Annotated in this window: 21 protein-coding genes and 2 pseudogenes; 10 read left to right on the top strand and 13 right to left on the bottom strand. The window is 49.7% G+C overall.

All coding sequences use genetic code 11. The features are described from left to right. Positions 1 to 146: 146 nt before the first annotated feature. The 9 genes from ccsB to ACOCF6_RS00575 all read right to left on the bottom strand — a co-directional run bounded on the left by ccsB (position 147) and on the right by ACOCF6_RS00575 (position 10,879). Complete coding sequence (gene ccsB / locus ACOCF6_RS00615) at positions 147 to 992, bottom strand: c-type cytochrome biogenesis protein CcsB (RefSeq protein ID WP_482458448.1); 846 nt, start codon at positions 990 to 992, stop codon at positions 147 to 149. After that, positions 989 to 2,371, bottom strand: a complete 1,383-nt coding sequence (gene resB, locus ACOCF6_RS00610; protein ID WP_482458447.1) for a cytochrome c biogenesis protein ResB — start codon at positions 2,369 to 2,371, stop codon at positions 989 to 991. Before resB ends, ccsB begins: the two co-directional genes overlap by 4 nt. 460 nt (positions 2,372 to 2,831) lie before the next feature. After that, positions 2,832 to 3,530, bottom strand: a complete 699-nt coding sequence (locus tag ACOCF6_RS00605; protein WP_482458446.1) for a hypothetical protein — start codon at positions 3,528 to 3,530, stop codon at positions 2,832 to 2,834. A 26-nt stretch (positions 3,531 to 3,556) separates the two neighbouring features. Next, on the bottom strand, positions 3,557 to 3,961 hold the full coding sequence (locus ACOCF6_RS00600) for a hypothetical protein (protein WP_482458445.1): 405 nt from the start codon (positions 3,959 to 3,961) through the stop codon (positions 3,557 to 3,559). 89 nt (positions 3,962 to 4,050) lie between these two features. Continuing rightward, complete coding sequence (locus ACOCF6_RS00595; RefSeq protein WP_482458444.1) at positions 4,051 to 4,320, bottom strand: hypothetical protein; 270 nt, start codon at positions 4,318 to 4,320, stop codon at positions 4,051 to 4,053. A 460-nt stretch (positions 4,321 to 4,780) separates the two neighbouring features. Then, entirely contained in the window at positions 4,781 to 5,122 is a 342-nt protein-coding gene (locus ACOCF6_RS00590) for a P-II family nitrogen regulator (protein ID WP_482458443.1), read from the bottom strand. A 53-nt stretch (positions 5,123 to 5,175) separates the two neighbouring features. Then, positions 5,176 to 8,280, bottom strand: a complete 3,105-nt coding sequence (locus tag ACOCF6_RS00585) for an efflux RND transporter permease subunit (protein ID WP_482458442.1) — start codon at positions 8,278 to 8,280, stop codon at positions 5,176 to 5,178. Between the two features lie 44 nt (positions 8,281 to 8,324). After that, entirely contained in the window at positions 8,325 to 9,596 is a 1,272-nt protein-coding gene (locus ACOCF6_RS00580; RefSeq protein WP_482458441.1) for an efflux RND transporter periplasmic adaptor subunit, read from the bottom strand. Then, positions 9,593 to 10,879, bottom strand: coding sequence for a TolC family protein (locus ACOCF6_RS00575; RefSeq protein ID WP_482458440.1), 1,287 nt, complete (start codon positions 10,877 to 10,879; stop codon positions 9,593 to 9,595). Before ACOCF6_RS00575 ends, ACOCF6_RS00580 begins: the two co-directional genes overlap by 4 nt. 723 nt (positions 10,880 to 11,602) lie before the next feature. On the opposite strand from ACOCF6_RS00575, the pseudogene ACOCF6_RS00570 reads away from it, so the two are divergent. Continuing rightward, positions 11,603 to 12,379 (top strand): annotated as a pseudogene (locus tag ACOCF6_RS00570) (Tn3 family transposase); the annotation flags it as partial. A gap of 194 nt (positions 12,380 to 12,573) precedes the next feature. Here the strand turns inward: ACOCF6_RS00570 and ACOCF6_RS00565 are convergent. Together ACOCF6_RS00565 and ACOCF6_RS00560 are read right to left on the bottom strand one after the other, a co-directional pair. Next, positions 12,574 to 12,906, bottom strand: coding sequence for a YnfA family protein (locus ACOCF6_RS00565; protein ID WP_482458439.1), 333 nt, complete (start codon positions 12,904 to 12,906; stop codon positions 12,574 to 12,576). A 47-nt stretch (positions 12,907 to 12,953) separates the two neighbouring features. Then, positions 12,954 to 13,148 (bottom strand): annotated as a pseudogene (locus ACOCF6_RS00560) (ATP-binding protein); the annotation flags it as partial. Between the two features lie 344 nt (positions 13,149 to 13,492). On the opposite strand from ACOCF6_RS00560, the gene ACOCF6_RS00555 reads away from it, so the two are divergent. Further along, complete coding sequence (locus ACOCF6_RS00555) at positions 13,493 to 14,164, top strand: hypothetical protein (RefSeq protein ID WP_482458438.1); 672 nt, start codon at positions 13,493 to 13,495, stop codon at positions 14,162 to 14,164. On the opposite strand, the gene ACOCF6_RS00550 is transcribed toward ACOCF6_RS00555, so the two are convergent. Then, entirely contained in the window at positions 14,161 to 14,385 is a 225-nt protein-coding gene (locus ACOCF6_RS00550) for an RNA-binding domain-containing protein (RefSeq protein ID WP_482458437.1), read from the bottom strand. The genes ACOCF6_RS00555 and ACOCF6_RS00550 overlap by 4 nt on opposite strands. A gap of 227 nt (positions 14,386 to 14,612) precedes the next feature. Between ACOCF6_RS00550 and ACOCF6_RS00545 the strand changes: the two genes are divergently transcribed. Then, positions 14,613 to 14,777 (top strand): hypothetical protein, encoded by a 165-nt coding sequence (locus tag ACOCF6_RS00545; protein ID WP_482458436.1) that lies wholly within the window; start codon positions 14,613 to 14,615, stop codon positions 14,775 to 14,777. Further along, the gene (locus ACOCF6_RS00540) at positions 14,774 to 15,058 is read left to right on the top strand and encodes an HU family DNA-binding protein (protein ID WP_482458435.1); all 285 of its coding nucleotides are present in this window, start codon (positions 14,774 to 14,776) and stop codon (positions 15,056 to 15,058) included. The genes ACOCF6_RS00545 and ACOCF6_RS00540 overlap by 4 nt, the downstream gene beginning before the upstream one ends. Before the next feature lie 9 nt (positions 15,059 to 15,067). Here ACOCF6_RS00540 and ACOCF6_RS00535 read toward each other — a convergent pair whose 3' ends face one another. After that, on the bottom strand, positions 15,068 to 15,406 hold the full coding sequence (locus ACOCF6_RS00535; protein ID WP_482458434.1) for a helix-turn-helix domain-containing protein: 339 nt from the start codon (positions 15,404 to 15,406) through the stop codon (positions 15,068 to 15,070). Positions 15,407 to 15,560: 154 nt separating this feature from the next. Between ACOCF6_RS00535 and ACOCF6_RS00530 the strand changes: the two genes are divergently transcribed. The 6 genes from ACOCF6_RS00530 (at position 15,561) to ACOCF6_RS00505 (ending at position 23,453) form a co-directional block, all read left to right on the top strand. Continuing rightward, a complete protein-coding gene (locus ACOCF6_RS00530) occupies positions 15,561 to 17,495 on the top strand; it encodes a zinc-ribbon domain-containing protein (RefSeq protein WP_482458433.1) in 1,935 nt (644 codons plus the stop codon). Between the two features lie 64 nt (positions 17,496 to 17,559). Continuing rightward, positions 17,560 to 18,354 (top strand): metallophosphoesterase family protein, encoded by a 795-nt coding sequence (locus tag ACOCF6_RS00525; RefSeq protein ID WP_482458432.1) that lies wholly within the window; start codon positions 17,560 to 17,562, stop codon positions 18,352 to 18,354. A gap of 652 nt (positions 18,355 to 19,006) precedes the next feature. Beyond that, the gene (locus ACOCF6_RS00520) at positions 19,007 to 19,249 is read left to right on the top strand and encodes a hypothetical protein (RefSeq protein ID WP_482458431.1); all 243 of its coding nucleotides are present in this window, start codon (positions 19,007 to 19,009) and stop codon (positions 19,247 to 19,249) included. A gap of 179 nt (positions 19,250 to 19,428) precedes the next feature. Further along, entirely contained in the window at positions 19,429 to 20,949 is a 1,521-nt protein-coding gene (locus ACOCF6_RS00515; protein ID WP_482458430.1) for a Fic family protein, read from the top strand. A gap of 219 nt (positions 20,950 to 21,168) precedes the next feature. Continuing rightward, entirely contained in the window at positions 21,169 to 21,930 is a 762-nt protein-coding gene (locus ACOCF6_RS00510) for a ParA family protein (RefSeq protein WP_482458429.1), read from the top strand. Further along, positions 21,927 to 23,453 carry a hypothetical protein gene (locus tag ACOCF6_RS00505; RefSeq protein WP_482458428.1) on the top strand — a complete coding sequence of 509 codons (1,527 nt, stop codon included), beginning with the start codon at positions 21,927 to 21,929 and terminating at the stop codon, positions 23,451 to 23,453. The genes ACOCF6_RS00510 and ACOCF6_RS00505 overlap by 4 nt, the downstream gene beginning before the upstream one ends. Positions 23,454 to 23,460 lie beyond the last annotated feature (7 nt).

Here is a 23,460-nt window from a genome sequence, read left to right as displayed (position 1 = left end):
GCGAATGTTCAGTTCAAGATTTGCATGTTGTGGGGTCATCTATAGTCCTTTTCATCCGGATAAATCCGCGTGAGCCTTTTAATGTCCTGCTCAGGACAAATAACAATCTAAATAAGGCTCGTTTCCGTTTTGACTATGAGTCGGTTTTACCCGCCGTAACTATGAAGTCCCGACAAAAGCAGATTCACCCCGAGATAACAGAAGATGGTAGCGGCAAAGCCGGCAATCGAAAGCCAGGCCGCCCGCCGTCCGGCCCAGCCGCGGGTAATGCGGGCATGGAGAAAGGCAGCATAGATGAACCAGACAATAAGCGACCAGGTTTCCTTCGGGTCCCAGCTCCAGTAAGTTCCCCAAGCATAATTTGCCCAGACGGCGCCGGTGATTATTCCCAGGGTCAGGAGCGGAAAGCCGATCATGATCGACTTGTAGTTCAGGTCGTCAAGGACCCTGCTTGTTGGAAATATGGCGACAATGCTCTGGTCGTTGGCAGGTGTGGACCGCTCATGCCGTTCCCTGATCAGGTACATGATGGAAATGCCGCAGGCGACGGCAAAGGCGGCATATCCCAGGAAACAGGTGATGACATGATAGATGAGCCAGTTACTCTGCAAGGCCGGCACTAGCGGTTCGATACCGCTGTTCAGCCCCAGTTGTGCCCAAGCCATGCCCAGCAGAGCAAAGGGCATGACGAAGGCACCGATGACCCGATACCTGTATTTCAGATCGAGCAGACCGTAGATAAGGACAATCGTCCAGGAGAAGAAGACGACCGACTCGTAGAGGTTTGCGAGCGGGGCATGGCCGACGCCAAGAATGTAAGACTCCTTCCAGCGCAGGCCGATGGCGATTGTTTGCAGAAGCAGACCGCCAAAGGCAATGACGCTACCTGCCGTGCCGAACGCTTTGGCACGGTTAGCGATGAAGGCAAAGAATGCCAGCATGGAAGCGAGATACAGTAATGTGGTTATATTGAACAGGAGTGAACTGGTCATTTGTTATCCTCTATGGGAAGTTGCTTCTTGATCTTTGTCCACAGCTGCTCCATGAAAAGCTGAAAACCTCCCTGATTTTTGCTGGCATTGCCGCCGATTGTCACGGTTCCATTATTTACCCGTACCCAGATGCGACGGTGGGACATGAAAAAGGCGGCATAGATTCCCACCATCATCAGAATGCAGCCTACCCAAACGATCCACACACCAGGGTCTTTTGCCACTTGAAGGCCGGTGTACATTTTTTTATTGGCCCCCTTATATTGCAGCACCAGTCCACCATTATGCTCTTTGGCATGCTGAATATTCAGTTCAGGGTGATTGGCATACACGATTACCTTCTCGCTTCCTCCCCGTGGGTCATGAATTTCAACTTGAACGGCTGGTCCAGTAAGGTTGGGCACAAATTTGGAGACATCATCGGTTTCTTCGATGATGTGCATGCTGCTTCCGTCAGGGAGCGTGACCGATGAGTTGCGGTCAACCAGGAACGTAACGCCATCCTTGCCGCTCAGGTCGCTTGCGGTAAAGAAGTATTCACCGGCATTACCGTAACTGGATTGGTAGAATGTAATTCCCTTGTAGGTCAGGGGATCGTTCACGATGACGCGGACGTTGATATAGTTCGGCACCGGCCTGCCGTTCTCCAGCACAGTAATGATGCTCTTGAATTCTTTGGGTGCGCCGTTGGAATAATGGGCAACACTGAACTGCTCGCAGCGCAGGGCAAAGCCGAGGTCGATCTCCTTGTCAGAACGGGACATGACATTCGATATAGTTTGCCCCTCAATAATATTTACGAACCCTTTGTAGCCGAAAAGCGAACCGATGATTGCGCCGATGAAAATGACAAGCACGCTCAAGTGGACGGCATACACGGCCAGCCTGGACCAGGGTGATTTCTGGGCGAACAAATGGAAAGCGCCGTCGTTTTCAGTGATTACCGGAACAGCGAATTCCGCCTTCAGAACATTGGCAACCCGATCCTTGAGTGTGGCCGCATCTCCGAGTGTCATAATGGTCGTGCGGTTTGACAGAGTTTTCTCAAGGCTGTCGTCCATGACCATTACCGGCTGGGTGATCGTCTTCCATATATGGGGAAGACGCTTGATGGAGCAGGCAATAAGATTTATGGACAGTAGGGAGAGTAGCAGAATGAACCACCATGAGTGGTACATGTTGAAAAAACCGAGAGACTGGTAGAACTTCAGCTTGGCCGGGCTGATGGTCTGCAAATATTCCGGAGGCGGCGATCCCTGTGGAATGACTGTCCCAATGATTGAGATGACCGCCAATGTGATAAAGAGAAACATGGTCAGTTTAAGCGAGCAAAAGAAGTCCCAGAGGGATTGGGATTTTGTTTTTTCATCTGTTGTCACGATAACGCTCCTTGGTTGTAAATTCCGTCAGAAGTGCATAATAGCCGGATTGAACACTTTAATAATGTTTCAGCATAGTGTTGTTTACGTCCAAGAGCAGTTTTGGGGTGGAACAAAGATGGAAAAATAAACCTGCGGCATCAACAACTTTGGCTCAGCAGGTGATAAAATAGTTGTGATTGAGGAAGATTGTAAAAAGCTATTTCTCGGTAATGACGCGAAACTGGAACAGCATGAACAAGCCGATTCCCCCCCCCGCTCTCCATGTTCATCTTCACAGGGACAATTGCTGCATGGGCCTTGCACAGCTGTCTCTCGTGTAATTTGTTGAACATCCTGCGCTTCGTTATGCGGCAGTCCGTGCGCAGATGACTGCACGGTAATCAAGAGACAGAAAAAGGCTATTGATATGCCCCTAATATATTTCCAAATCTTAGGCGGTTGCATATTTACAAGTTCCTTATCTTCTTTGGATAGTCGGACCAGTACTTTTTCTGAAATCGAAATCAGCTGGCTTCCGCACAAATGTTTTAGTTACTGTTTGAGATTTACCGCCGCCCTTTTGCCAAACCGCACTCCACAAATCGGCTGTAGTTATAACCAAATTCGGGTACAGGTTGTTTTTACTGTGCTTCTTCATTTCGTAAAGAGAGACAAGTATGGCGTCTATGGATTGCCCTTTATAGCCGGGGTAGTTCACCACATACTTTTCGTTTCTCCATCTGTTTGGCACTTCCCTCAAATTCTTCTTCAGTCCCTCACCCATCACATCACCGCCATTGGGACGCAGGGCAATTTCAAATATATGTTTCACACTGCTGCCCAGTTGGCTGGCAAGCTTGCTACTGTCCCAGATCGTTATCAATTCGAGTCGTTCTTTGAATTCATTCTGACTGATTTCTTTCCGCTTCCAATAATCCTCCCGGACTTTAAAATCTGCTTCCTTCAACATTGTTTCAAGATGAGGTTCCAGTGCCTGAATCATTTCCAGAGGCAGAAGGGAAACAACATCCTCGACAAAATTATCGACAAGCTTCAGGTTGCTACTACCGTGAACAATAGTTCCATCTGCTGTTTTTTCTTCAAGAGCAAAAGAGTATTCATTCGCAGCCAAGATACACAACACGATCACGAATATAATTATTCCACTGCGTCTCATGGGCACCACCTCCGTTTAATGTTGAATTATTTCCCATAATCAGTTACTTCGCCATTGCCTTCAATAGACAGGATGCGGCCGTCAGGCGTCTTAACATTTGCATCGACAATCTTACCGGAGCTCACTCTTATGTTTAAAGAGGAGTTTTCCCGGCCATTCCAGTGATATTTATCACCAGGTATTTTTATTGAGCTGACTCCAACTTTCACCCCTGGGACTCCAACCATTTTTACAATCTGTTCATACAGCAGCACGTTCTTTATCGACTCCAAGAACGCCCTATTGAAGATCCTGTCTGCTTGACCTGATTTGGTACTATCCCCTTCTGCATACAAACTGACGACGAAGATAAACAAATATGAGATAAGTGCGATGAAGGTCACATTTCTTCTAAATGTGGACAGCGCAATCTTTGTATTTTGTTGAATCATGATGGCTCCTTATTTACAGCCATTACCTGTTGAGCCTTTTTAAGTCATGCTCAGGACTGAAAATGCTCAGAAAACCTTTACCGTTGTCCTCATCGATTCTGCAATATTCTCATCGTTTCGTTGTCTTCATTCAGTTTACTTTCGAGCAGTTTCAGCTCTGCAGCAGTGTAAACCTTTTCCCCTTTGGAAATTTCTGTTTTCAACTTAGCGATTCGTTCCGGCAGACTGTCCACTGCATTTGGGCTGTTCTTACCATAAACCAGGCAGTCGTTTTTCCCTTCAGCTTGCACGGAGGCAAAAACAGGAAGAGCAACAAATGCAACAGCTACGGCACAAACTGATACGATTACTCTTTTCATAATTTGGTCTCCTTTTGGTTGTCTTTCAAAGACATTCTAAGTGAACGACGGTTTAAATTATGATTAACAAGGAACTTATAAATTGAGCGCGGAGTCAGAAATATCCCTTCATGAATAAGAGAGTCTGAGAGCCTTTTTGTCCCATATTTCGGGTAATTCGCCACTAAAGCCAGTATCTTCTCCGAATGAATGGGGAGGATATCTGACATATATTCATGTGTTTTTTTTACACGGGTAAATATTATGGCTAGTTCTTCCATTGTGAGCCGCTTTCGCTTCACGGCGGTTCCTTGAGCTATTAAGAAACCCATTTAGTCCCCCTAGATTTCCCGGCTATTCAACATCAATCTGATCGACCTGATTCCTTCCGTGAAACTGGTAGTCCATACATTCCCAGTCGCTTCTTACCCGGTTTTGTACTGTAGGCGATTACGTGCTTCATTGAGCAATCTCCTTCGGGTTAGACAGCACCTGGGCCTCTTTCGTTGGTGCGTATCTTCACGATTTCATCCACCGTTGACACAAATATCTTCCCGTCGCCGGTATTGCCGGTATGGGCATATTTTTGGATCACGTTGACAACCTCAGCGACCATATCGTCAGAAACAACAACTTCCAACTGGATACGGGGGATGAATTCAACCAACTCATATACAACCTTGTCCTTAGCGTTCTTAGCCTTCCCTTTACCGAATCCCTTGATTTCCGAAACTGTTACTCCCGGAAGGCCGTCGATTGCATGGAGTTCTTCAGTGACTTCCAGTAATTTTGATGGTCGAATGATTGCTTTAATCTCTTTCATAGATTTCTCCCTGATGTGTCTTTTATAGTGATAATCAACTACGACAGATTCAGTTACATCTCTTCCTCAACCGTTCTCTTCTCAAACCAACTGTACACTGATGGAATAATCAGCAAGGTCAGCAGTGTCGAAGTCACCAGTCCGCCAACAACAACGGTCGCCAGTGGTTTCTGTATTTCAGACCCGGCTCCGCCGGCAATCAGCATCGGGATCAAGCTGAATATTGATATGGATGCTGTCATCAATACCGGACGTAACCTGTCGAGAGCACCTTTCCTGATAGCCTCCGGCAGTTCAAATCCTTCATCACGCAATTGAGAGATGCGCGATACCAGAACCAGTCCATTTAGAACCGCCACCCCAAACAGGACGACAAAACCCACCGACGCAGGCACTGACAGATACTGCCCGGAGATGAAGAGAGCAAATACTCCGCCGATCAGCGCGAACGGCAGGTTCGAGATGACCAGTAGCGCCAGGCGGATGGATCTGAAGGTTACGTACAAGAGAAGAAGGATCAAGCCGATAGCCACCGGTCCGATGATCATCAATTTTTTCATGGCCCGCTGCTGGTTCTCGAACTGCCCGCCCCAGGTGAGGTAATATCCCGGCGGCAGCTTGACCTGTTCCTTGATCTTCTGTTTCGCCTCGGCTACAAAGCCGCCGATATCCCGACCGGTAATATTCATCTCGATGCCGATTCTTCTGTTTCCGTCCTGGCGGCTGATCTGCGCCGGCCCTTCGATCATTTTCACCTCGGCCAGTTGTTCGAGCGGAACATTGATCCCGGTTTTGGTGGTGATCATCAGATTTTTGATGGCTTCCAGGGAATTCCGTTTTTCTTCTGGCAGGCGCACCGTAATGTCAAAACTACGGTTCTCCTCATAAAACTTGGAAGCTGATTTCCCCGCGACGGCGATTTCAATGACCTTCTGCACATCACTGATATTCAGGCCATAGCGCGCAATCTTCGCCCGGTCGATGTTGACAGTCAGGTAAGGCTGCCCGGTAACCTTTTCCGCAGCCAGATCGGTGCCCCCGCGAACAGTGGAGAGAACTCGCGCAATTTCAGCCGATTTTTCACTGAGCACAGTGATATCTTCACCAAACAGCTTGAGAATCAGCTGGGCCCGGGTGCCGGCCACCAGTTCATCGATGCGGCACTGGATCGGCTGGCTGAATCCGACTTGAATACCCGCAACCGACTCCAGAGCCTTACGCATCTCGTTGGTAACTTCTTCCTTGGTGATGTCTCGCTTCCATTCGCTTTTTGGCTTGAAAACACCGACATAGCCGGTTTTATCCGAGCCCCTGGTGTCCATGGCGACGCCGGTCTGCCCGGTCCGTCCTACAATAGTATCCAATTCTTGAAACTGCTTCAGCTTTGCCGCGGCCAGCTGGTTTACTTCCATCGCCTTGGCCAGGGAAACACCGGGGAGCAGGGAAACGTCCATATCAAACGACCCTTCATCCATGACCGGGATAAATTCCGTCCCCAGCCGGGTTACCAGGAAGAGTGAAACAACCAGAAGAATTGCGGCAACACTCAAGACCACGCGCTTCGTGTTCATGGCGTAATTGAGCAGCGGCAGATACAGCCTGGTGGCGTGCTTCATGATGAAACTCTCTTTTTCCGGGTGCGGTTTCAGGAACATGATGCAAAGTACCGGAATAACAAATACAGAGAGAAACAGCGATGACAGCAGGGCAATGGCAACGGTGATCGCCAGCGGACCGAACATTTTCCCTTCGATTCCTTCCAGGGACAGGATCGGGATAAAGGTGAGGGCAATGATCAGCTCGCCGAAGATACTCGGCTTTCTGACCTCCATGACCGCTTTCAGCACAGTCAATAGCTTGGGATGCTCCCCCCCCTCTTCACTCAGATGGCGTTGGACGTTTTCCACCTGGATAATGGTGGTGTCGATGATCATACCGATGGAGATGGCCAGGCCGCCGAGGGACATCAGGTTGGCAGTGATCCCCGCCAGTTTCATGACGATGAAGGTGGCCAGGAGCGACAACGGCAGCGCGATGAGTACGACGATACTGCCACGGATGCTGTTCAGCAGCAGGTACAGCACGATCAGGACGAGGATAGAGCCTTCGATCAGCGCCTTGTTGACCGTTGAAACACTCGCTTTGACAATGTCGCTGCGATCGTAATAGGATACGAGCTTGATCCCTTCTGGGAGCACGTTGTTTTCATTCATTTCCTTGACTTTTACCGCCACCCGGCGCACCACGTCGCGGCTGTTCTCGCCCCGCAGCATCATGACAATGCCGCCGACCGCTTCATCCTTGCCGTCCTTCATGGCGGCGCCCATCCGGACGGCCTCACCGACCTTCACCTGTGCCACATCCCGAATATAGGTCGGCGTGCCGCCCTGGGATTTCAGGACAATATTTTCTATATCGCTGACATCTTTGATCAGGCCAACCCCGCGAACAATGTATTGATCAGTACCCCGTTCGAGGAGGTTACCGCCGACATTTTCATTGTTGCTGCCGATGGCGGTATAGACGTCATCCACTGTTACGGCGTATTTCACCAGCTTCTCCGGTGAGACAAGCACCTGGTACTGCTTGAAATAACCGCCGAAGGAGTTGATCTCGTTGACGCCGGCGACACTCTTCAACTGAGGCGTGATAATCCACTCCTGAATGGTGCGCAGGTTGGTCAGGTAGGCGATTTTCTGCTGCGGATCATCCGGCATCTTTCCTTCGAGGGTATACTGGTAGATTTCCCCCATGGCGGTGCCGATCGGCCCCATGGCCACTTCGACCCCCTTGGGGACCTTCTCCCGCGCCTCCGCCAGACGTTCAAAGACCAACTGCCGGGCAAAATAGATGTCCACATTGTCCTTGAAGACAATCGTGACAATCGACAGTCCGAACTTGGTCACCGAACGCATCTGTTCGATGTCGGGCAGACCGCGCATGGACATTTCAATCGGATAGGTTACGTTCCGTTCGATCTCGATTGCCGAAAGACCATCGGCATGACTTACCACTTCAACCTGAATGTTCGTTACATCCGGAAAAGCATCAATCGGTAGTTTCAGATATGAGTACGATCCGAATGCAATTATTAGCAGCGAAAGGAATATGACCATCCCTTTCTGCCGCAACGTAAATGCAATCAATTTTTCTAGCATCGGTGTCTCGCTCCCGTTAGGTCAATTATGTAAGAAAATTTCTGTTACTTGCCATGGCCATGCTCGTCTGTCATTTCGCTCTTCTTCACTTCTGACTTGAGGATGAACGATCCCTTGATCGCGTAATTTTCGCCTTCTTTCAGGCCGGAAATGATCTCAACCATGCCAGCTGCCGTTCGACCTGCCTGAACCGGCCGCGCCGCGAATTCAGTTTCATTTTCCGCAACAAAGACCACCTTTTTACCATCCAGATCCTGCAGCGCATCTTCCGGCACCGCCAGCACCGGCGGCGCATCTGCAGCCAGCGCCAGTTCTACCGTGGCAAACATCTCCGGCTTGAGCTTGCGCCCCGGATTGGCAACCTCGATTCGCGCCTTGACCGTGCGTGTGGATTCATTGACCTGGTCGGCAATGTAGGTGATACGCCCCTTCATTTTCAGGTCGGGAAATGCACCAACCATAACGATCGCTGTTTGACCTTTGCGCACCTTGGCCAGGTCCTTTTCGTTGATGTCCACCATCACCCAGACGTTGGACAGGTCGGCTACGGTATACAGGCTTTTTGAAGGATCGGAGAGCTCGCCCACAATGGCGTGTTTCTCGGTGATGATACCGCCGATTGGGGAACGGACCGGCAGGAGTGGCTTTTTGTGGTTTTCCCCTTTCAGGTCAGAGGTTGAGACACCAAACAAGGACAATCGCTCTTCGTCGGTGTGCAGCTCGGTCTGAGCGGTTTTGTAGTCGGTCTCGGCCAGGAGGATGTCCTTGCGGGCCGCGATCTTCTTGTCCACCAGACCCTTGATCCGATCCATATTGGACTGGGCCAGGGCCAGTTTGGTTTTTGACTGATGATAGCGGCCCAAGGCTTCGCCAAGCTCGACACTGTCCAGGGTCGCCAGGGCCTGTCCGGCTGAGACGCTGTCACCCAGAGAAGCCCTGACGGCAACGATCTTGCCGCTGATGCGTGGTGAAACATGGGCGATCCGGTCGGCATTGGCTTCCACCTTCCCGGTGACACTAATCACACCAGCCATCCGCTGTTTTTTTGCCGGCGCCACCGCCACACCGTTTTGCTTCTGCACCTCGGCAGTCATCTTGACACTTCCGGCCTCGTCGTGCCCTTCATGGCCTTCTTTTTCTTCCTTATGGCCATCTTTGCCTTCTTTATGGGCGCCGGCCTTTTCATCCTTGTGGCCAGCTTCTTTATCTTCGGCATGTTCCACGACACCGCTTTTACTCTGGGAAGTGAGATAGTAAATGCCGCCGCCTAAGGCGACTGCCAGGATAAGCCCGATTACGATTACTTTTTTCTTCACTGCATACCTCCGGTAAGATCTATTGCTGCTGCTGTTTCAAGTTTGATAAAAGCCACGCGTCTGCCGTGCAAAGCTGACAGATAACCGTCGTTGACCTCAAAGAACTTCTTCTGTTCATCGATGACCGAGAGAATACCCACCTCACCGAGTCGGTAGGCTTCCTGGGTCAGCTTCAGGTTTTCGCTCAGTTGCGGGATGATACCCAGCTCAAGCAGGGAGAGGATGCGTTCTGACGATGAAAGGCGCGAGACGGCGGCCTCAACTTCGGCGGTGATCGTCCGCTCCAACGCCAGTATGCGTGAATCTGCTGCATCCAGATGTGCCTGGGCAGCGGCCCGGCCGCCCTTGTTGCGGTCAAAAACAGGGATCGGCATGGACAGGCGCAGCCCAAGTTGGGTATCGCTGCTGGTTGATGACATACCCCCAACCTCAACGGAGCTTCGTTGCCATTGGGCAAAGAGTCCGGCTGTCAGATTGGGAAGCGCTTCTGCTTTAGCCAGACGGGTCTCTGTCTCGGCCTTGTCACGTTCAAGCGCCAGCGCCAGGAGGTCAGGGCGCGTGATCAGGGCCTGCTTTACAAGATCCTGGGTTTTTGGTGATGGTATCGGTGCTGAAAGCTTATCGGATAGATTGACGTCGTTTTCATTCAGTCCGGTCAATGATGAAATTTTGATACGAAGTGGTATTCTTTCTCGCTCGACTTCCAGCAGTCGGCTTTCGGCCCGGGCCAGTTCGACCTTTGCAAGGTTGAGTTCCAACTCGGGGATATCTCCTGCCTTGTATCGTTCTCCAGTGATAACCACCAGATCGCGATTGAGTTGCACCAACTCTGCTGCAAGCTCCTGACGTTTGGATGTTAGTGAGTAGTCCAGAGCCAAGGTGATAACCTCGACCTTCAGTAGCCGAGCGACGTTGTCCCGCTGTCGTTGAAGTGATTCGGCCTCACGCTGTAGCGCTTCGCGTCGAAGACGCAACTTTCCGTACAGGGACAACTCCTGGTTAATGCCGATTGATGCCGTACGTTCGTCAGGGCTGCCGGTCAGAGAGCCGGTGGAACCCTGCAGTTCCAAGGTCGGATTGCTGATTGTTCCGGCCTGAATTGCCAGCGATTGCTTTGCTGCTACATCCTTTTCCAAGGCAGTCAGTTCAGCACTGTGTTTCAGGGCCATTACGACGATTTCATTGATGCTGCGGGGAGCGGGCTCGGCCAGTACCGGCAGGCAGTTGAATGCCGCCAGAAAAATGGCAAGAGCAGTTCCACGCGCCATTATTGAGCGTGTCACAGATAAACCTCCAGATAGATGAATATGCTACGGCAGTGTGTGGATACACAAAGGCCGTTTGAAAAGGGATACTATTGAATTATTGAGGGAGACAGATGGTTATACGGTGGCTGAATCGGGTGGAACGAAGAGGGAAAGATAGACTTTGGGTAAGAAGTTGAATGGGGCGGACGCGTACAGATTGTCCAGAACGGATGGATTACAGCTGAGTTGAAACGGTTGGATGGTCAGGGGCGCATGACAGGTGCAGTTGATACAGGTATCACAACCATCATAATCTTTGTGTTGTTCGAGAGGGGCACAAGGACATTGGTGAGATGCAGAGATTTCCGTAGGAGATGCTTGATCGATTGCAGCTGTTACATGACTTTGCATGGCGTGAGCACTTTCATGCACGCCATTGATCGTGACGATCAGCATGATAATCAGGAGAAGTCGAGAAAAGAATTTTAGAGGGATTAGTCTTCGCATAAATAGTTTTTTAATTCTGTCTAACTCGCTCTGAATTGTCAAGAATATATTATATTGACTCGCGAACGAACGGCTGAAGGAGCAATTTGGGTAGGGTCAACTTCGTCGAGTCCCGGAACTCTTTGAGGCCGATGCTCATCTCTGTGTGCCCTTGTTCAGGTTGCGGTCGGTAGGTACCACACAGACGATCCCACCAGGGGAGGTTAAAGCCGAAGCTGCTGTTTGTCTCCCGCGGGATGACCGAATGGTGGACTCTGTGCATATCTGGAGTTACCACGACAAGCCGCTGCCATGATTCAGGGTGTGCTACGACATTGTACCGAAATGGAAGTTGACCGCCAATATGTAGACAGTCACGGCCAGAACGCCGTCGCATTTGCTTTTTGCAGGTTGCTCGGGTTTGAACTGATGCCGCGCTTGAAAGGAATCAACAGACAGAAGTTGTACAAGGCAGAGTCCGGTCAGGACTTTCCCAACATCAATCCGGTGATGGCAGCCAAGGCAATCAATTGGGAGCTGATTGAAGAGCAACTTGATACCATGGTGAAGCATGCAGTCGCACTAAAACTGGGAATGGCAGATGCGGAAAGTCTTTTACGCCGATTTAGCCGAAACAACATACAGCATCCTGCCTACAAGGCATTAGCAGAGCTGGGTAAGGCCATCAAGACCGTCTTTCTCTGCCGGTATCTGGATTCAGAAGAACTGCGAAGGGAGATCCACGAAGGCCTCAACGTGGTTGAAAGCTGGAACAGCACCAACGGCTTCATTTACTACGGTAAACGTGGTGAGATTTCAACGAACCGGAAGGACAATCAGGAGATGGGGCTACTGTGTCTGCATCTGCTGCAAGCAAGCATGGTCTACATCAATACCTTGATGATTCAGCAGGTACTTGAGGAGCCTGGATGGTCGGAGCGGATGACGCCACGGGATTTGGCGGCGCTGAGTCCGCTTATCACCCAGCATATCAATCCCTATGGGCGTTTTGAGTTGGATATGGAGGCACGATTGCCGCTTGCAGCTTGATGGATGAATTTGTCTACTTTGCTGAGTGCGTATTCCGGTGAAACCGACCAAAGGAACTGACGTGATGACGACCGGTGTTCCGCTATGAATACGACCAGAGTTCCGGCGAAAGCGACCAAGGTCGTTGTGGTCGCAAGGTATGTGATTTAATTACGTTAGCCTGATACCCTGATGCTTGTTGTTAAGTGCCGCAATTAGGCACTGCGGGAACCGAACATGATGATTGCCATGCCAAGCAAACTGACAATTACACCGACCCAATCTGTAATGGTGGGGCGGATGGAATCTACAACCCACAGCCAAAGAATAGCAACGCTGATATAAACACCGCCATAGGCAGCATAAACACGACCTGCCGCTGTAGGATGAAGTGACAAAAGCCAGGCGAACACAGCAAGGCTGACTGTCGCCGGTAAAAGCAGCCAAGCAGAGCGTCCTTGTTTAAGCCAAAGATAAGGCAGATAGCAGCCTACAATTTCCGCAATGGCGGTAAGAACATAAAGTCCAAGTATTTTTATGAATTCCATAGATACCTATAGCCAGTTGAATATATGGGTGTTTGTTTTATAGCACATTATCTCAGACAATCTGTCACATTTTGAGTTTTATGGTCAAGCGTTGCCCGCTTCTTCCGCATGGATACACCCTTTAGTTCGACTTTGTAGGCATTGTGCACCAGTCTGTCCAGAATAGCGTCAGCCAGCGTTGGGTCTTGCATGGCATCGTGCCATGCCTTGATGGGTAACTGACTGGTGACGATGGTGGCTTGCCAGCGGAATGTTAGTCGGATTCAAATCGGAATTGCGGTCGGTTTCACGCCGGAACCATGGTCGGATTCATCCGGAATATGCAGCTGAGTGAATGCTGGTTGAGAATTCATGTGATAATCTGGTCGGAAAAATGTTGAAATGCATAAATTTTGTCGAGTAATACTGTCTGGTTAGGCATGGAGCGTGATGTTACTTTGCGCTTTTTAGTGCGAATGTTGGGTTTCCCCCTAGAAGGGGCTAAAGCATCTGAGAAGCCAGTCCAACCATCGGCGACAGGCGGTCATCGAGATTAACCTGCGCCGGCTGCCTCAGCCCCGTGGTCGCCAAGGAGGCCCGATATTCCGTGACCGCAAATCCAGAGATCAATCCACTTGGGACGATCTGTCGGTTGCCGCTTGATAGCGACGTGACTCAAATTCTGCCCCATCGCGACAAAGATGCCGTCTTGTCTCTCTATGCCCACTATTTCTTGGCATGTGAGCTAATGCTCAATAACTATAAGAGGCTGATTACCAAAAGGAACCAACGCAGTCGACTGAACCAGAATGATGATGTTCAACTGTCCATCTACTTCTGCACCTGGCTCGGCTTACTTGGTGTGACCGCCGAGGGATTCAAGAAGTTGGGGATTCGCAGATTGGTTAAGGATGCTCGCCCCTCGGATTTTGTCGAGTTGATTCCGAAGGCTGACGAGTTGGGAAAACTCTTGAAGAAGCATGACGGCGCATTAAGAAAGTTCCGAAATAACTTCTTCCATCTGCTCGAAAGCGTTGAGGAAATCGAGCGGCTTTTCTACGAGCAACCTAATAGGTTGGAGTGGGCTGAGGAACTCCAAGCTGCTTTCAACAGGTTCTTTTCAAGCTATCGAATTCTTTGCCAGGTTCACTACGTGATTGAGAATCGCAAAGAGGAGATGTTTAAGTTGCCACCGACTAAGAGTCAACCAATGGTACAAGGCATTGACATATTGAGAAATCCAGACGAAGATGCCCAATCGGGTACTCAACACTTTTAGTTGTCAATCAGGAGCGCCTCCTGCTCCAAGCCAACCCCTATATCACGAATCGTCTTTTCTGAAATCTGCTGGCCGGCAACGGTGCCATCGTTCTTGACGCCAAACCAGACTTCTCCGTGCTGGTGCTTGTTCAGCATGGCAGTAATGGAAATGACCGCCTCCTTCAGTTCGGAGGTGGATTTCTTCAATTCAATCAGTTCTGTTTCTTCGAATTTAGTCATTATTTTTCACAAGTTATTTGGATTGATAGGCAGTTCGTTCATATCAAAATTTAGCCCAAATAGCCACTGGAAAGCCTCTTCATTAACGTACTTATGATCGTGCAAAATCAGAAGCATTAACGCCTTACCAGCAGTCGACTCAGCCCCTGACGTTCCGACAATAATATCCTTGGACTGTTTGTAGTGGATATGCTAGAAAATCTCCTCTGATTTCGTGGGGGTTAGCTGTGACATTGATGGAAGATGATTTGCTGGCGGCGTTGAAAGAACTGAAGGAAACTTCGCTCAAAATGACAAGCGGCCAACTTCCGGCAGCAGATGACATGGAGCGGTTTCACAGGGCTATTGAGTGGTCTAAACGAGTGATTGCACTTGCGGAGAGATCAGAATGACAAAATCAGAATTGGTTGGTCAGCTTGCAAACGAAAAGAACATCAGTAATCTCATTGCCGAGAAGATCGTCACGGAAATCTTCAAAAGCATGACCAATACCTTGATTTCAGGCGGCCGAATCGAGATCAGGGGCTTCGGCAGTTTTGAGGTGAGGGAGTATGACGGTTACACGGCACGCAATCCCAAGACGGGGGTTCAGCTTGAGGTAAAACCGAAGAAAGCTCCCTTCTTCAAAACCGGTAAGGACCTTAAAATGCGCATTCTGGATGGAGGAAAGTAGAATAGATTTCTAATCCTTTGTTGCCGAATGTACCACGATCTTCACAACACTCTCCTGAACGTCCTGATTACGTATCGCCCGATATGCCTCAATCAGCACTCTCTCCGAATTTCCAAAGGCTATATGGTCATCCTGATCTGAAAAGAACGCCATCAATGGCACTGACAAGGCCTGCGCAACCTGCTGCAACCGATCGGTATTCAGCTTGCTTTTGCCGCTTTCATACTTCTGGATCTGCTGCGGAGTGATTGCCATCATCTCTGCCAGCTGCTCCTGCGACAATCCGGCCTTTTGTCGTATCACCCGTAACCGAAAACCGATTTCAACCCCACTGAGTATCTTGCCCATGATCCACCCCTTTTCATGGGGAGGATACCCTGACGGCATCAGGGGCAACATAGACCGATAGTTGTCTTCATAACAACTTTTAGTTGTGTTCGGCCATTACTGATGGTATACCACCTCCATAGCTGGAAATTCATCACTAGGGGAGGAACTCATCATGTACGATTCACCGATTGCCAGACAAACAGGCCTGGAGAGCAGCTCAGACACAACAGCCACACCGTCATTTGATGACATTATTGACCAAATACGTGCCTTGGCAGAAGCCCTACCAACAGTTGAAGTCAGGAAGCGCCGCCGATCCGGCTCAGGCAGTGCCCGCAAGCACACGATTTATATGATGCAGGAATTAGCCCACAGCAGAGGAGGTCGCTGCCTTTCCACCGAGTATATCAATATTGACAGCAAGCTCCTCTGGGAGTGCGCCGAAGGGCATACATGGGAGGCAATCCCTTACAATGTCATGCGGGGTTCCTGGTGCCCCGCATGCGCCCGGACCCGACTGCCGCAGTGCAAGACCACGGTCACCATCACCGATATGCAAGACTTGGCGGCTACCAAAGGAGGAAAATGCCTTTCCGACACCTACAAAAACTCACTTACAAAGCTCCTCTGGGAGTGCGACAAGGGGCATCAATGGCAAGCGGTTCCAAGCAGTGTTACACAAGGATCATGGTGCCCCAGTTGCTACGCACAGGACGGTCGCCCAAATCGGCGTAAATATTCCCTGGACGATTTCCAAGCTGTTGCCCAGAAGAAGGGAGGTCGTTGTCTAGCCACAGAGGCGACCGGAATAAATCAGAAAGTACTCTGGGAATGCGCCGATGGGCACCAATGGGAAGCCCCTTTAACCAGAATTACGGCATCTGATGCATGGTGTCCTCACTGCTATAACGCCAAACTCCGGCGCCTCAACCGGCTCAAATACACCATTGAGGACATGCAGAAGCTTGCCAGCACGAGAGGAGGGCGCTGCATATCGACGAAATATCAGAATACGAATAACCACCTGAAATGGGAATGCTTCCTGGGGCACACTTGGATTACAACACCAAATAATATAATGAGAGGTACATGGTGCCCTACCTGCAATTGCCTGATTAGCGAGGCCATGTGTCGCACGATCTTCGAACATATCTTTGGCAGGGAATTCAATAAACATCGGCCGGAATGGCTCTGCAATAGCAGAGGCTATAGGATGGAGTTGGATGGCTTCTGTCCGGAACTTGGTATCGCATTTGAATATCAGGGCCATTACCATTATCAACCGATGTCAGGCAAAGTGGCTGATGAGAAAGCATTTCAACGGACTCTGCGTAACGATCTGGAGAAACGGGCAGTCATAGCCCGAATCAATGAGAGTGGCGGGCTTGACGGCAAGCTGTTACAGTTGGCCACCATCGAGACGTTCAAGCAAGGACTCAGGCCCGAACAGATGGTTGCACACGTTGTAGAGGCCATGACCAGGTGCCATATCCAGGTGCCGGCATTTACCACAGAGATTGACTTTTCAAAGGTCTATCAGCAGGACCGGACCGCAGAAGCCCGGGTGATAATTGAGGCACGCGGGGGAAAACTGATTACTGGAGGGATCACTTCCTCAGACCAGAAGATCCAGATTCAGTGCGAGAAAGGACATAGCTGGTGGACAGTACCCTATACCTTGCGAACCGGGGCATGGTGCCCACAATGCGCTGGTAATGTAACTCATACCCTCGAAAAACTCCATGAGTGTGCCGCAGAGCGTGGTGGCAAGAGCCGGGCGACGGTCTATACCAATCGCAATTCGCTCTATCCGTGGGAATGTGCCAAGGGACATACGTGGCAGGCATCGTTTAATGCCGTCTCACAAGGTTCCTGGTGTCCCCATTGTAACAGGAATGCACGGCTCAGCATCACCGTACTGCAGGAACGAGCCGCAGTGAAAGGTGGCAAGTGTCTGTCTACTACCTATAACAACGCTCGGACTCCGTATTTGTGGGAGTGTGCTGAGGGGCATCAATGGGAAGCAACTGCTGACAGAATGCAGAGCGGTACCTGGTGCCCGGTGTGTTTTGTCCATGGCAACAGTAAGCGACAATCAATAGTGTGATAATGGCACATGATTCAGACCGCTTGCCACGTTTAACAAATGATGTAAAAGTGTGAACATAATTATGAGACTTGCCTGGCTTACCGACATACACCTAAATTTTGTGGGACAGAAGGAAATCGAGGCGCTGTGCGGCACGATCCGCTCGACCGGGGTCGATGCCGTACTGCTTACGGGCGATATAGCCACCTCCTCAATGCTGACCACCCACTTGAAGGATCTGGCGCAGGAGATCGACCGGCCGATCTATTTTGTTCTCGGGAACCACGATTACTATGGCAGCTCCATCGAGAAGGTAAAAAGCGAGGTGTCTTTGGTCGTGAACGCTTGCCCGGAGCTGGTCTGGCTATCTCAGGCTGGCCCCGTTGCCTTAACTTCTGATACCTGCCTGATTGGCCATGAGGGCTGGGCCGATGGACGTCTTGGGGATTCACTTGGCTCGACAGTTGAACTGAACGACTATGTGTATATCGAAGAGCTACGCCAGCCAACCAGAAAACTGCGGTTGCAGAGACAGAACCAGTTGGGCGATGCAGCCGCCCACCATCTTCAGAAACAGCTGGATTATGTAATTGGGACCTACAAAAAGATAATCGTTGCCCTGCATGTCCCACCATTCCAGGAAGCATGCTGGCATCTCGGGAAAATTTCTGACGACAGTTTTCTGCCGCACTTCAGCTGTAAGGCAACCGGGGAGGTCCTGCGGACGACCATGGAGAAACATCCCGAAATTACGTTGACGGTCTATTGTGGCCATACCCATAGCCAAGGTTACGTCGAGATCCTACCGAACCTGCATGTATTCACCGGAGGAGCGGAATATAGGTACCCCTGTATCACAGATATCATTCAAGTCTGATGGAGATCATAAATGAACAAAAATACTCTCATGTGCCGATATCACTCTAACAACGTGAGTACTGTGCAAGGTTCAAGGATAAATGGCAATCATTGTTGGTGACATACATGGTGATAGAGAGAAGGCACAGGCTTTTTTAGCTTACAGGCCGGATGCTTTGCACGTTGCCTTGAGTGATTATCTGGATAGCTTTAGCTATTAACAAGTTTGGGAGAAAATAATGAATTTGTGCAAAATGTGGAATTGTTGTTGCCCATAACAATACAGGCAGTCATCGGTTGCCTGTTGCGAAAGAATGTAAGTGTGGTGGCAAAAGCTTTTTTGCCCGGTATCGTGGAGAAGAGCTCATCACGATTTAGTGAACTTCACATACCTGGACCAGCTGCACATTCACCAATGTAAGCACAACCAGCATCTACCTGAGGATGAGCACATCCGGCATCCTCCAGGGTATGGCAGATCATCTCCCCAGGATATGCTGCTCCTGGATGCGTTGGTGGTGGAGCAACAGCGGCTTCATTTATAATTTCCCAGACCAACTCCATCATTATCGGTTCCATAATCCCCCCGAAATATATCTTTGTTGACCTTATATACTCAAGTGCTATATTAATGCTATGATTATTATTGCACTGAGGAGATATTTAATCAAATGACAGAAAGCACCCCTAAAACAAAAGGTCGGCCGCCAGGTACAGGTTCTGCATCCACAAAAATGCTTCGCGTAATAATCACACCACGCCAGGAACGTTTATTTGCTCAGATCCGCACTGAAATCGGGGGGAGTGAGTCCGAACATGTTCGACGAGCCCTAGACGACTACATCGACAAGTTAATTACCCGGGGCGAGCTGGTGGATAACGGTCCGGTAGCAGTTAAGGTGGAAGACCACTAAATTCCGTCTGGTTCCTTCCCATCCCTTCCGTTATTCCGTCTCCCAGAAAGTTTCATAGTCCGTGAACGATCGCATGAAAACATTGTAAACTCAACACATGAAAACATTGTTGACGCGAAGCATGAAAACATTGTATATCTAAAGCATAAAAACATAGTAAATTATTGAAAGTAGTTCTTATGGCAACTCCAGGTGAAAAACTGGCGGCATCGCTCGAAGCCCTGCAAAGCATCCAGAAAGGGAATGTTGTACGGTCGTCCGCAATCAGCAGGGTGCACCGAGAACGTCTTGTGAAAAATGACTTCCTTCTGGAAGTAGTAAAAGGCTGGTACATCGTAACCCGCCCTGCCCTGAACGACGGCAGCAGCACTCCATGGTTCGCTTCCTACTGGACATTTATCGCCGCGTATCTGAATGATCGTTTTGGAGCGGACTATTGCCTGTCCTCTGAGTCCTCACTGCATCTCCACACAGGGGCGACTGTTGTCCCCCGACAATTAGTAATCATCACGAAAGATAAGGGATCACAGACTCTCAAGCTTCCGTTTGACACTTCGTTGCTTATCTACCAGGACAGCAAAAATCTGCCCACCAGCAGAGAGCAGCTAAACGATATCTGGGTAATGGATCTGCCGACTGCTCTCTGCAAAGCAAGCCCGTCGTTTTTTAAACAAAACCCAGCCGATGCAGAGCTGGCCCTGCGAATGATCCGGGACTCTTCAGCACCACTCCGAGTCCTGCTGGAAACCGGTAGCGTTTCGGCTGCAGCCCGGCTGGCCGGCGCTTATGATTTCCTTGGCGAAGAACAGATGTCGACCCGGATAGTTGCTAGCATGACAGCAGGTGGGTATCCGGTCAAACCTGTTAACCCGTTTGAAAATACGGTCCCTTTCCTTGCTTCGGGTGTCAGGGTTCTGTCTCCGTATGTCGGGCGCATCCAGGGGATGTGGAAGTCAATGCGGGAAGAAGTAATAAATACGTTCCCCCAGCCACCAGGCATGTCGGCAGATCATCTTGAATATCTCCGCAGGATCGATGAGATTTATGTCAATGACGCCTATAACTCATTATCCATTGAAGGGTATCAGGTTACTCCTCATCTGATTAAACAGATCCGTGACGGTATCTGGAATCCTGACGGTAACGAGAGTGACCGGCAACAGCGGGACACATTGGCTGCCAAGGGTTACAACCTGGCCTTCCAGTCTGTAAAAGAGAGTATCAAGAAGATATTGGACGGAAACAATCCAGGCAAAATTGTAGAGGTGGACCATCAGGAATGGTACTCCCAGATGTTCTCACCGTCCGTGCAATCTGGCATTCTGAAACCGGCTGACCTGGCCGGGTACCGAGATCAGCCCGTCTATATCAAGGGATCTCAGCATGTACCATTACCAAAGCCCGCGGTTATCGACTGCATGGAAGCATTCTTTGAACTTCTTGCTGCAGAAGACCATGCCGCAGTACGGGCTGTTCTGGGACACTTTATTTTTGTATTCATCCATCCTTACATGGATGGCAACGGACGGATCGGACGCTTCCTAATGAACACCATGCTTGCGTCCGGGGGGTATCCTTGGACCATCATCCGGATGGAACGTCGGAACCAGTACATGGCTGCTCTTGAACTGGCTTCCACGATAGGTCAAATAGGCGACCTTGCAGGTTTTATCCACGAAGAAATGATTTCGACTTCCTGATTGTTCAACAGCTTTGCATATTAAAAACCTCTGCCCTTTTCCCCTCTGTCTTTATAATCTTAACCTGTTTAATATCATGACTCCACACAACCCCCACCTATCTTAAAGTTATAATCAACCACATACTCCACAAAAAAACATTGACGTCATAAACAGTTAAGGGGTATATAAACCACTAACTACAATTATGTTTGAATACCCGAAACAGGGGGAATGCCAGTGATTATCTCTATAATCAACAACAAGGGGGGCGTCGGCAAGAGCACGGTCACCCAAAATCTTGCACACGCTCTTGCCAATCGCGGTAAAAGAGTCCTTGTCATTGACCAGGATCCGCAAGCCAATACCACGAGTATTTTATCGCCGCCGGTCGGTGCCAACACCCTTTTCAACCTCTATCGTGATGGCCTTTCTGTCGAAAAATGTATCTATCCTACCGCATACGACAATCTGGATATTATTCCCAACACGAATAGCACCGACACTGTAGAAGTGGACCTGTACAGTGATGTCAGGCAAAGCTATTTCCTGTTAAGAGATAATGTTCGTGAATATGCTGAAGCAAACTATGACTTTACCTTGATAGATTGCCCGCCGAACCTGGGCCTCTTTGTCATGATGGCCCTTATCTGCAGCGACTCTGCGATCATACCAATAGAAGCTGGCAGCCGTTATTCCATCGACGGGTTTAAATCAGCGTATGAAGCAATCGAGGCTGCCTCATCCACCGTTAAACATGGACTAAAATTCCTCCGGGCCGTTGTCAACAAGGTCGATATGAGGGCAAGCATATCCAAAACTTCAGTTGAATATCTCCGCCGGCAATTCGGAGAGAAAATCTTCAACACCACGATCCCTTCAAACACTGACATCCAGAAAGCAGAAGCCGATCGGAAGACCGTTATTCGGTTTGCACCCCACTCTACTGGAGCTAAGCGCTTTAAACTTCTTGCGGACGAGCTCCTGGAGTTACTTAAATGACCGGTCCGGCTTCAAATCGCTTCACTGCCATGTTTGAAAAAACGGGCGTGACGGAGAAGAAAAAGAAGGGAACTATCGACTTCGGCGAGTCAATGGCTGGTGACGAAGGCATCAACGCCACCTTCCGCGCTCTCCATGAATCCGCACCCTCTCCAGCTATTGAAGTCCAGACCGTCACTGTAACTGAACCCGTTATCAAGCCGGTTGCTGTTAGGATAAAGCCGGTTCTGCCGGTAACTGTTACTATTGAAGAGCCTGCAGTCGAGCCAGTGATACTCAAGGTTCCTGACGAAGCGGCACCATCAGACCGTCTCAGTGCGCCACCATTAGACGGTCAAACAGTCACACCGTTAGACCGTGACACGGTGACACCGTTTTACAGTAAGACCGTCGCACGGTCACACGGTGACACGGTAACACCGTTAGACGCTGATACGGTCACACCGTCTCAGGCTCAGAACGTATCAGGGCAACTCCATCAGACGGTCTCATACACTAAGACCCTCCATCAGACCCCCATGCAATACGTACCTCTCGACGTACTCAACCTGGCATATAACCAGGCATGCGTTTTAGAGTGTCTGATAGCAAATACATCCGGGGTCACCAACGCCAGGGCGATATCAGATCACACTCACATTACAATACCATCTGTGCGGGAAGCCTTGTTACGACTGGTTGCTAAAGGTTTTATGCATAAGCCTGTCACCGTTCGTGATGCAGCCTTTCAAGGATTTTCGTACGTTCTGAATAAAGCGTTGTGTGATCATTTTATTAACGCTGGTGGGTTGGGGCAAGAGAACTATCGAAACCATCAGACCCCACCTGAGACCCTGAGACCGTCTGACAGTATGACCGTGAGACCGACAAACGGTTTAACCGTACATAGTAGTAGAGAGTCTTTTCAGGAAGAAAAAACTACTACCACTTCGGGCCGTGAGACCGTCACAGGGTCAGACCAAGAAACCCTAAAACCGTCTGACTCTCAGACCGTCATACCGTCTAATGGCGACACCCTTAGACCGTCTGATGGTTTCATCCTCTCAGGCGCTGTTGGCGCTTACTGGGAAGGTGAAGGACTTGGAGAAGGCCAGGCTCAGAAGTGGTGTCAGCAGTTTGAAGTTGATGCAAGCCAGATGCGTCAACAACTCGATTGGGCCAGATTTGATCTGGAGACCAACAACCGGCGGGAAACCGTAACCAAGGATACCGTTAGCTGGTTCTTCGGACACCTTCGTAAAACTGCTGGATGTTTTCCGAAGCCAGTGAACTACAAATCTCCACTTGAAATTAGGGCAGAAGCTCTCCAACAACAGCTGGAGCGCGATAAAGAGGCCAAGGCCCTGATCGAAGCCAATGAAGGTGAGAGTAAATTTCAGGCGTTTCTGAGCAATCCAGAATCTCCGCTTTTTGTTGAACTATTTGCTCAGATCAGCAGTTTTGCAAAAGAGCAATATAAAGACGGTCAACCGATGGTTGCAGAGATAGAACTGCGGGAATTGTTCAAAAATTTCAGAGAATAATTTTGGC

This window comes from Geobacter psychrophilus (assembly GCF_056821595.1).
This window is presented reverse-complemented; position numbering and strand designations above follow the sequence as displayed.

What these genes read in the sequence shown, in the direction of transcription:
- ACOCF6_RS00530 (WP_482458433.1), top strand. Translation starts at nt 15,561, where the DNA reads ATGTACGATTCACCGATTGCCAGACAAACAGGCCTGGAGAGCAGCTCA.
- ccsB (WP_482458448.1), bottom strand. Translation starts at nt 992, where the DNA reads ATGACCAGTTCACTCCTGTTCAATATAACCACATTACTGTATCTCGCT.
- ACOCF6_RS00565 (WP_482458439.1), bottom strand. Translation starts at nt 12,906, where the DNA reads ATGGAATTCATAAAAATACTTGGACTTTATGTTCTTACCGCCATTGCG.
- ACOCF6_RS00595 (WP_482458444.1), bottom strand. Translation starts at nt 4,320, where the DNA reads ATGAAAAGAGTAATCGTATCAGTTTGTGCCGTAGCTGTTGCATTTGTT.
- ACOCF6_RS00605 (WP_482458446.1), bottom strand. Translation starts at nt 3,530, where the DNA reads ATGAGACGCAGTGGAATAATTATATTCGTGATCGTGTTGTGTATCTTG.
- ACOCF6_RS00585 (WP_482458442.1), bottom strand. Translation starts at nt 8,280, where the DNA reads ATGCTAGAAAAATTGATTGCATTTACGTTGCGGCAGAAAGGGATGGTC.
- ACOCF6_RS00505 (WP_482458428.1), top strand. Translation starts at nt 21,927, where the DNA reads ATGACCGGTCCGGCTTCAAATCGCTTCACTGCCATGTTTGAAAAAACG.
- ACOCF6_RS00535 (WP_482458434.1), bottom strand. Translation starts at nt 15,406, where the DNA reads ATGGGCAAGATACTCAGTGGGGTTGAAATCGGTTTTCGGTTACGGGTG.
- ACOCF6_RS00525 (WP_482458432.1), top strand. Translation starts at nt 17,560, where the DNA reads ATGAGACTTGCCTGGCTTACCGACATACACCTAAATTTTGTGGGACAG.
- ACOCF6_RS00550 (WP_482458437.1), bottom strand. Translation starts at nt 14,385, where the DNA reads ATGACTAAATTCGAAGAAACAGAACTGATTGAATTGAAGAAATCCACC.
- ACOCF6_RS00600 (WP_482458445.1), bottom strand. Translation starts at nt 3,961, where the DNA reads ATGATTCAACAAAATACAAAGATTGCGCTGTCCACATTTAGAAGAAAT.
- ACOCF6_RS00520 (WP_482458431.1), top strand. Translation starts at nt 19,007, where the DNA reads ATGACAGAAAGCACCCCTAAAACAAAAGGTCGGCCGCCAGGTACAGGT.
- ACOCF6_RS00590 (WP_482458443.1), bottom strand. Translation starts at nt 5,122, where the DNA reads ATGAAAGAGATTAAAGCAATCATTCGACCATCAAAATTACTGGAAGTC.
- ACOCF6_RS00540 (WP_482458435.1), top strand. Translation starts at nt 14,774, where the DNA reads ATGACAAAATCAGAATTGGTTGGTCAGCTTGCAAACGAAAAGAACATC.
- ACOCF6_RS00515 (WP_482458430.1), top strand. Translation starts at nt 19,429, where the DNA reads ATGGCAACTCCAGGTGAAAAACTGGCGGCATCGCTCGAAGCCCTGCAA.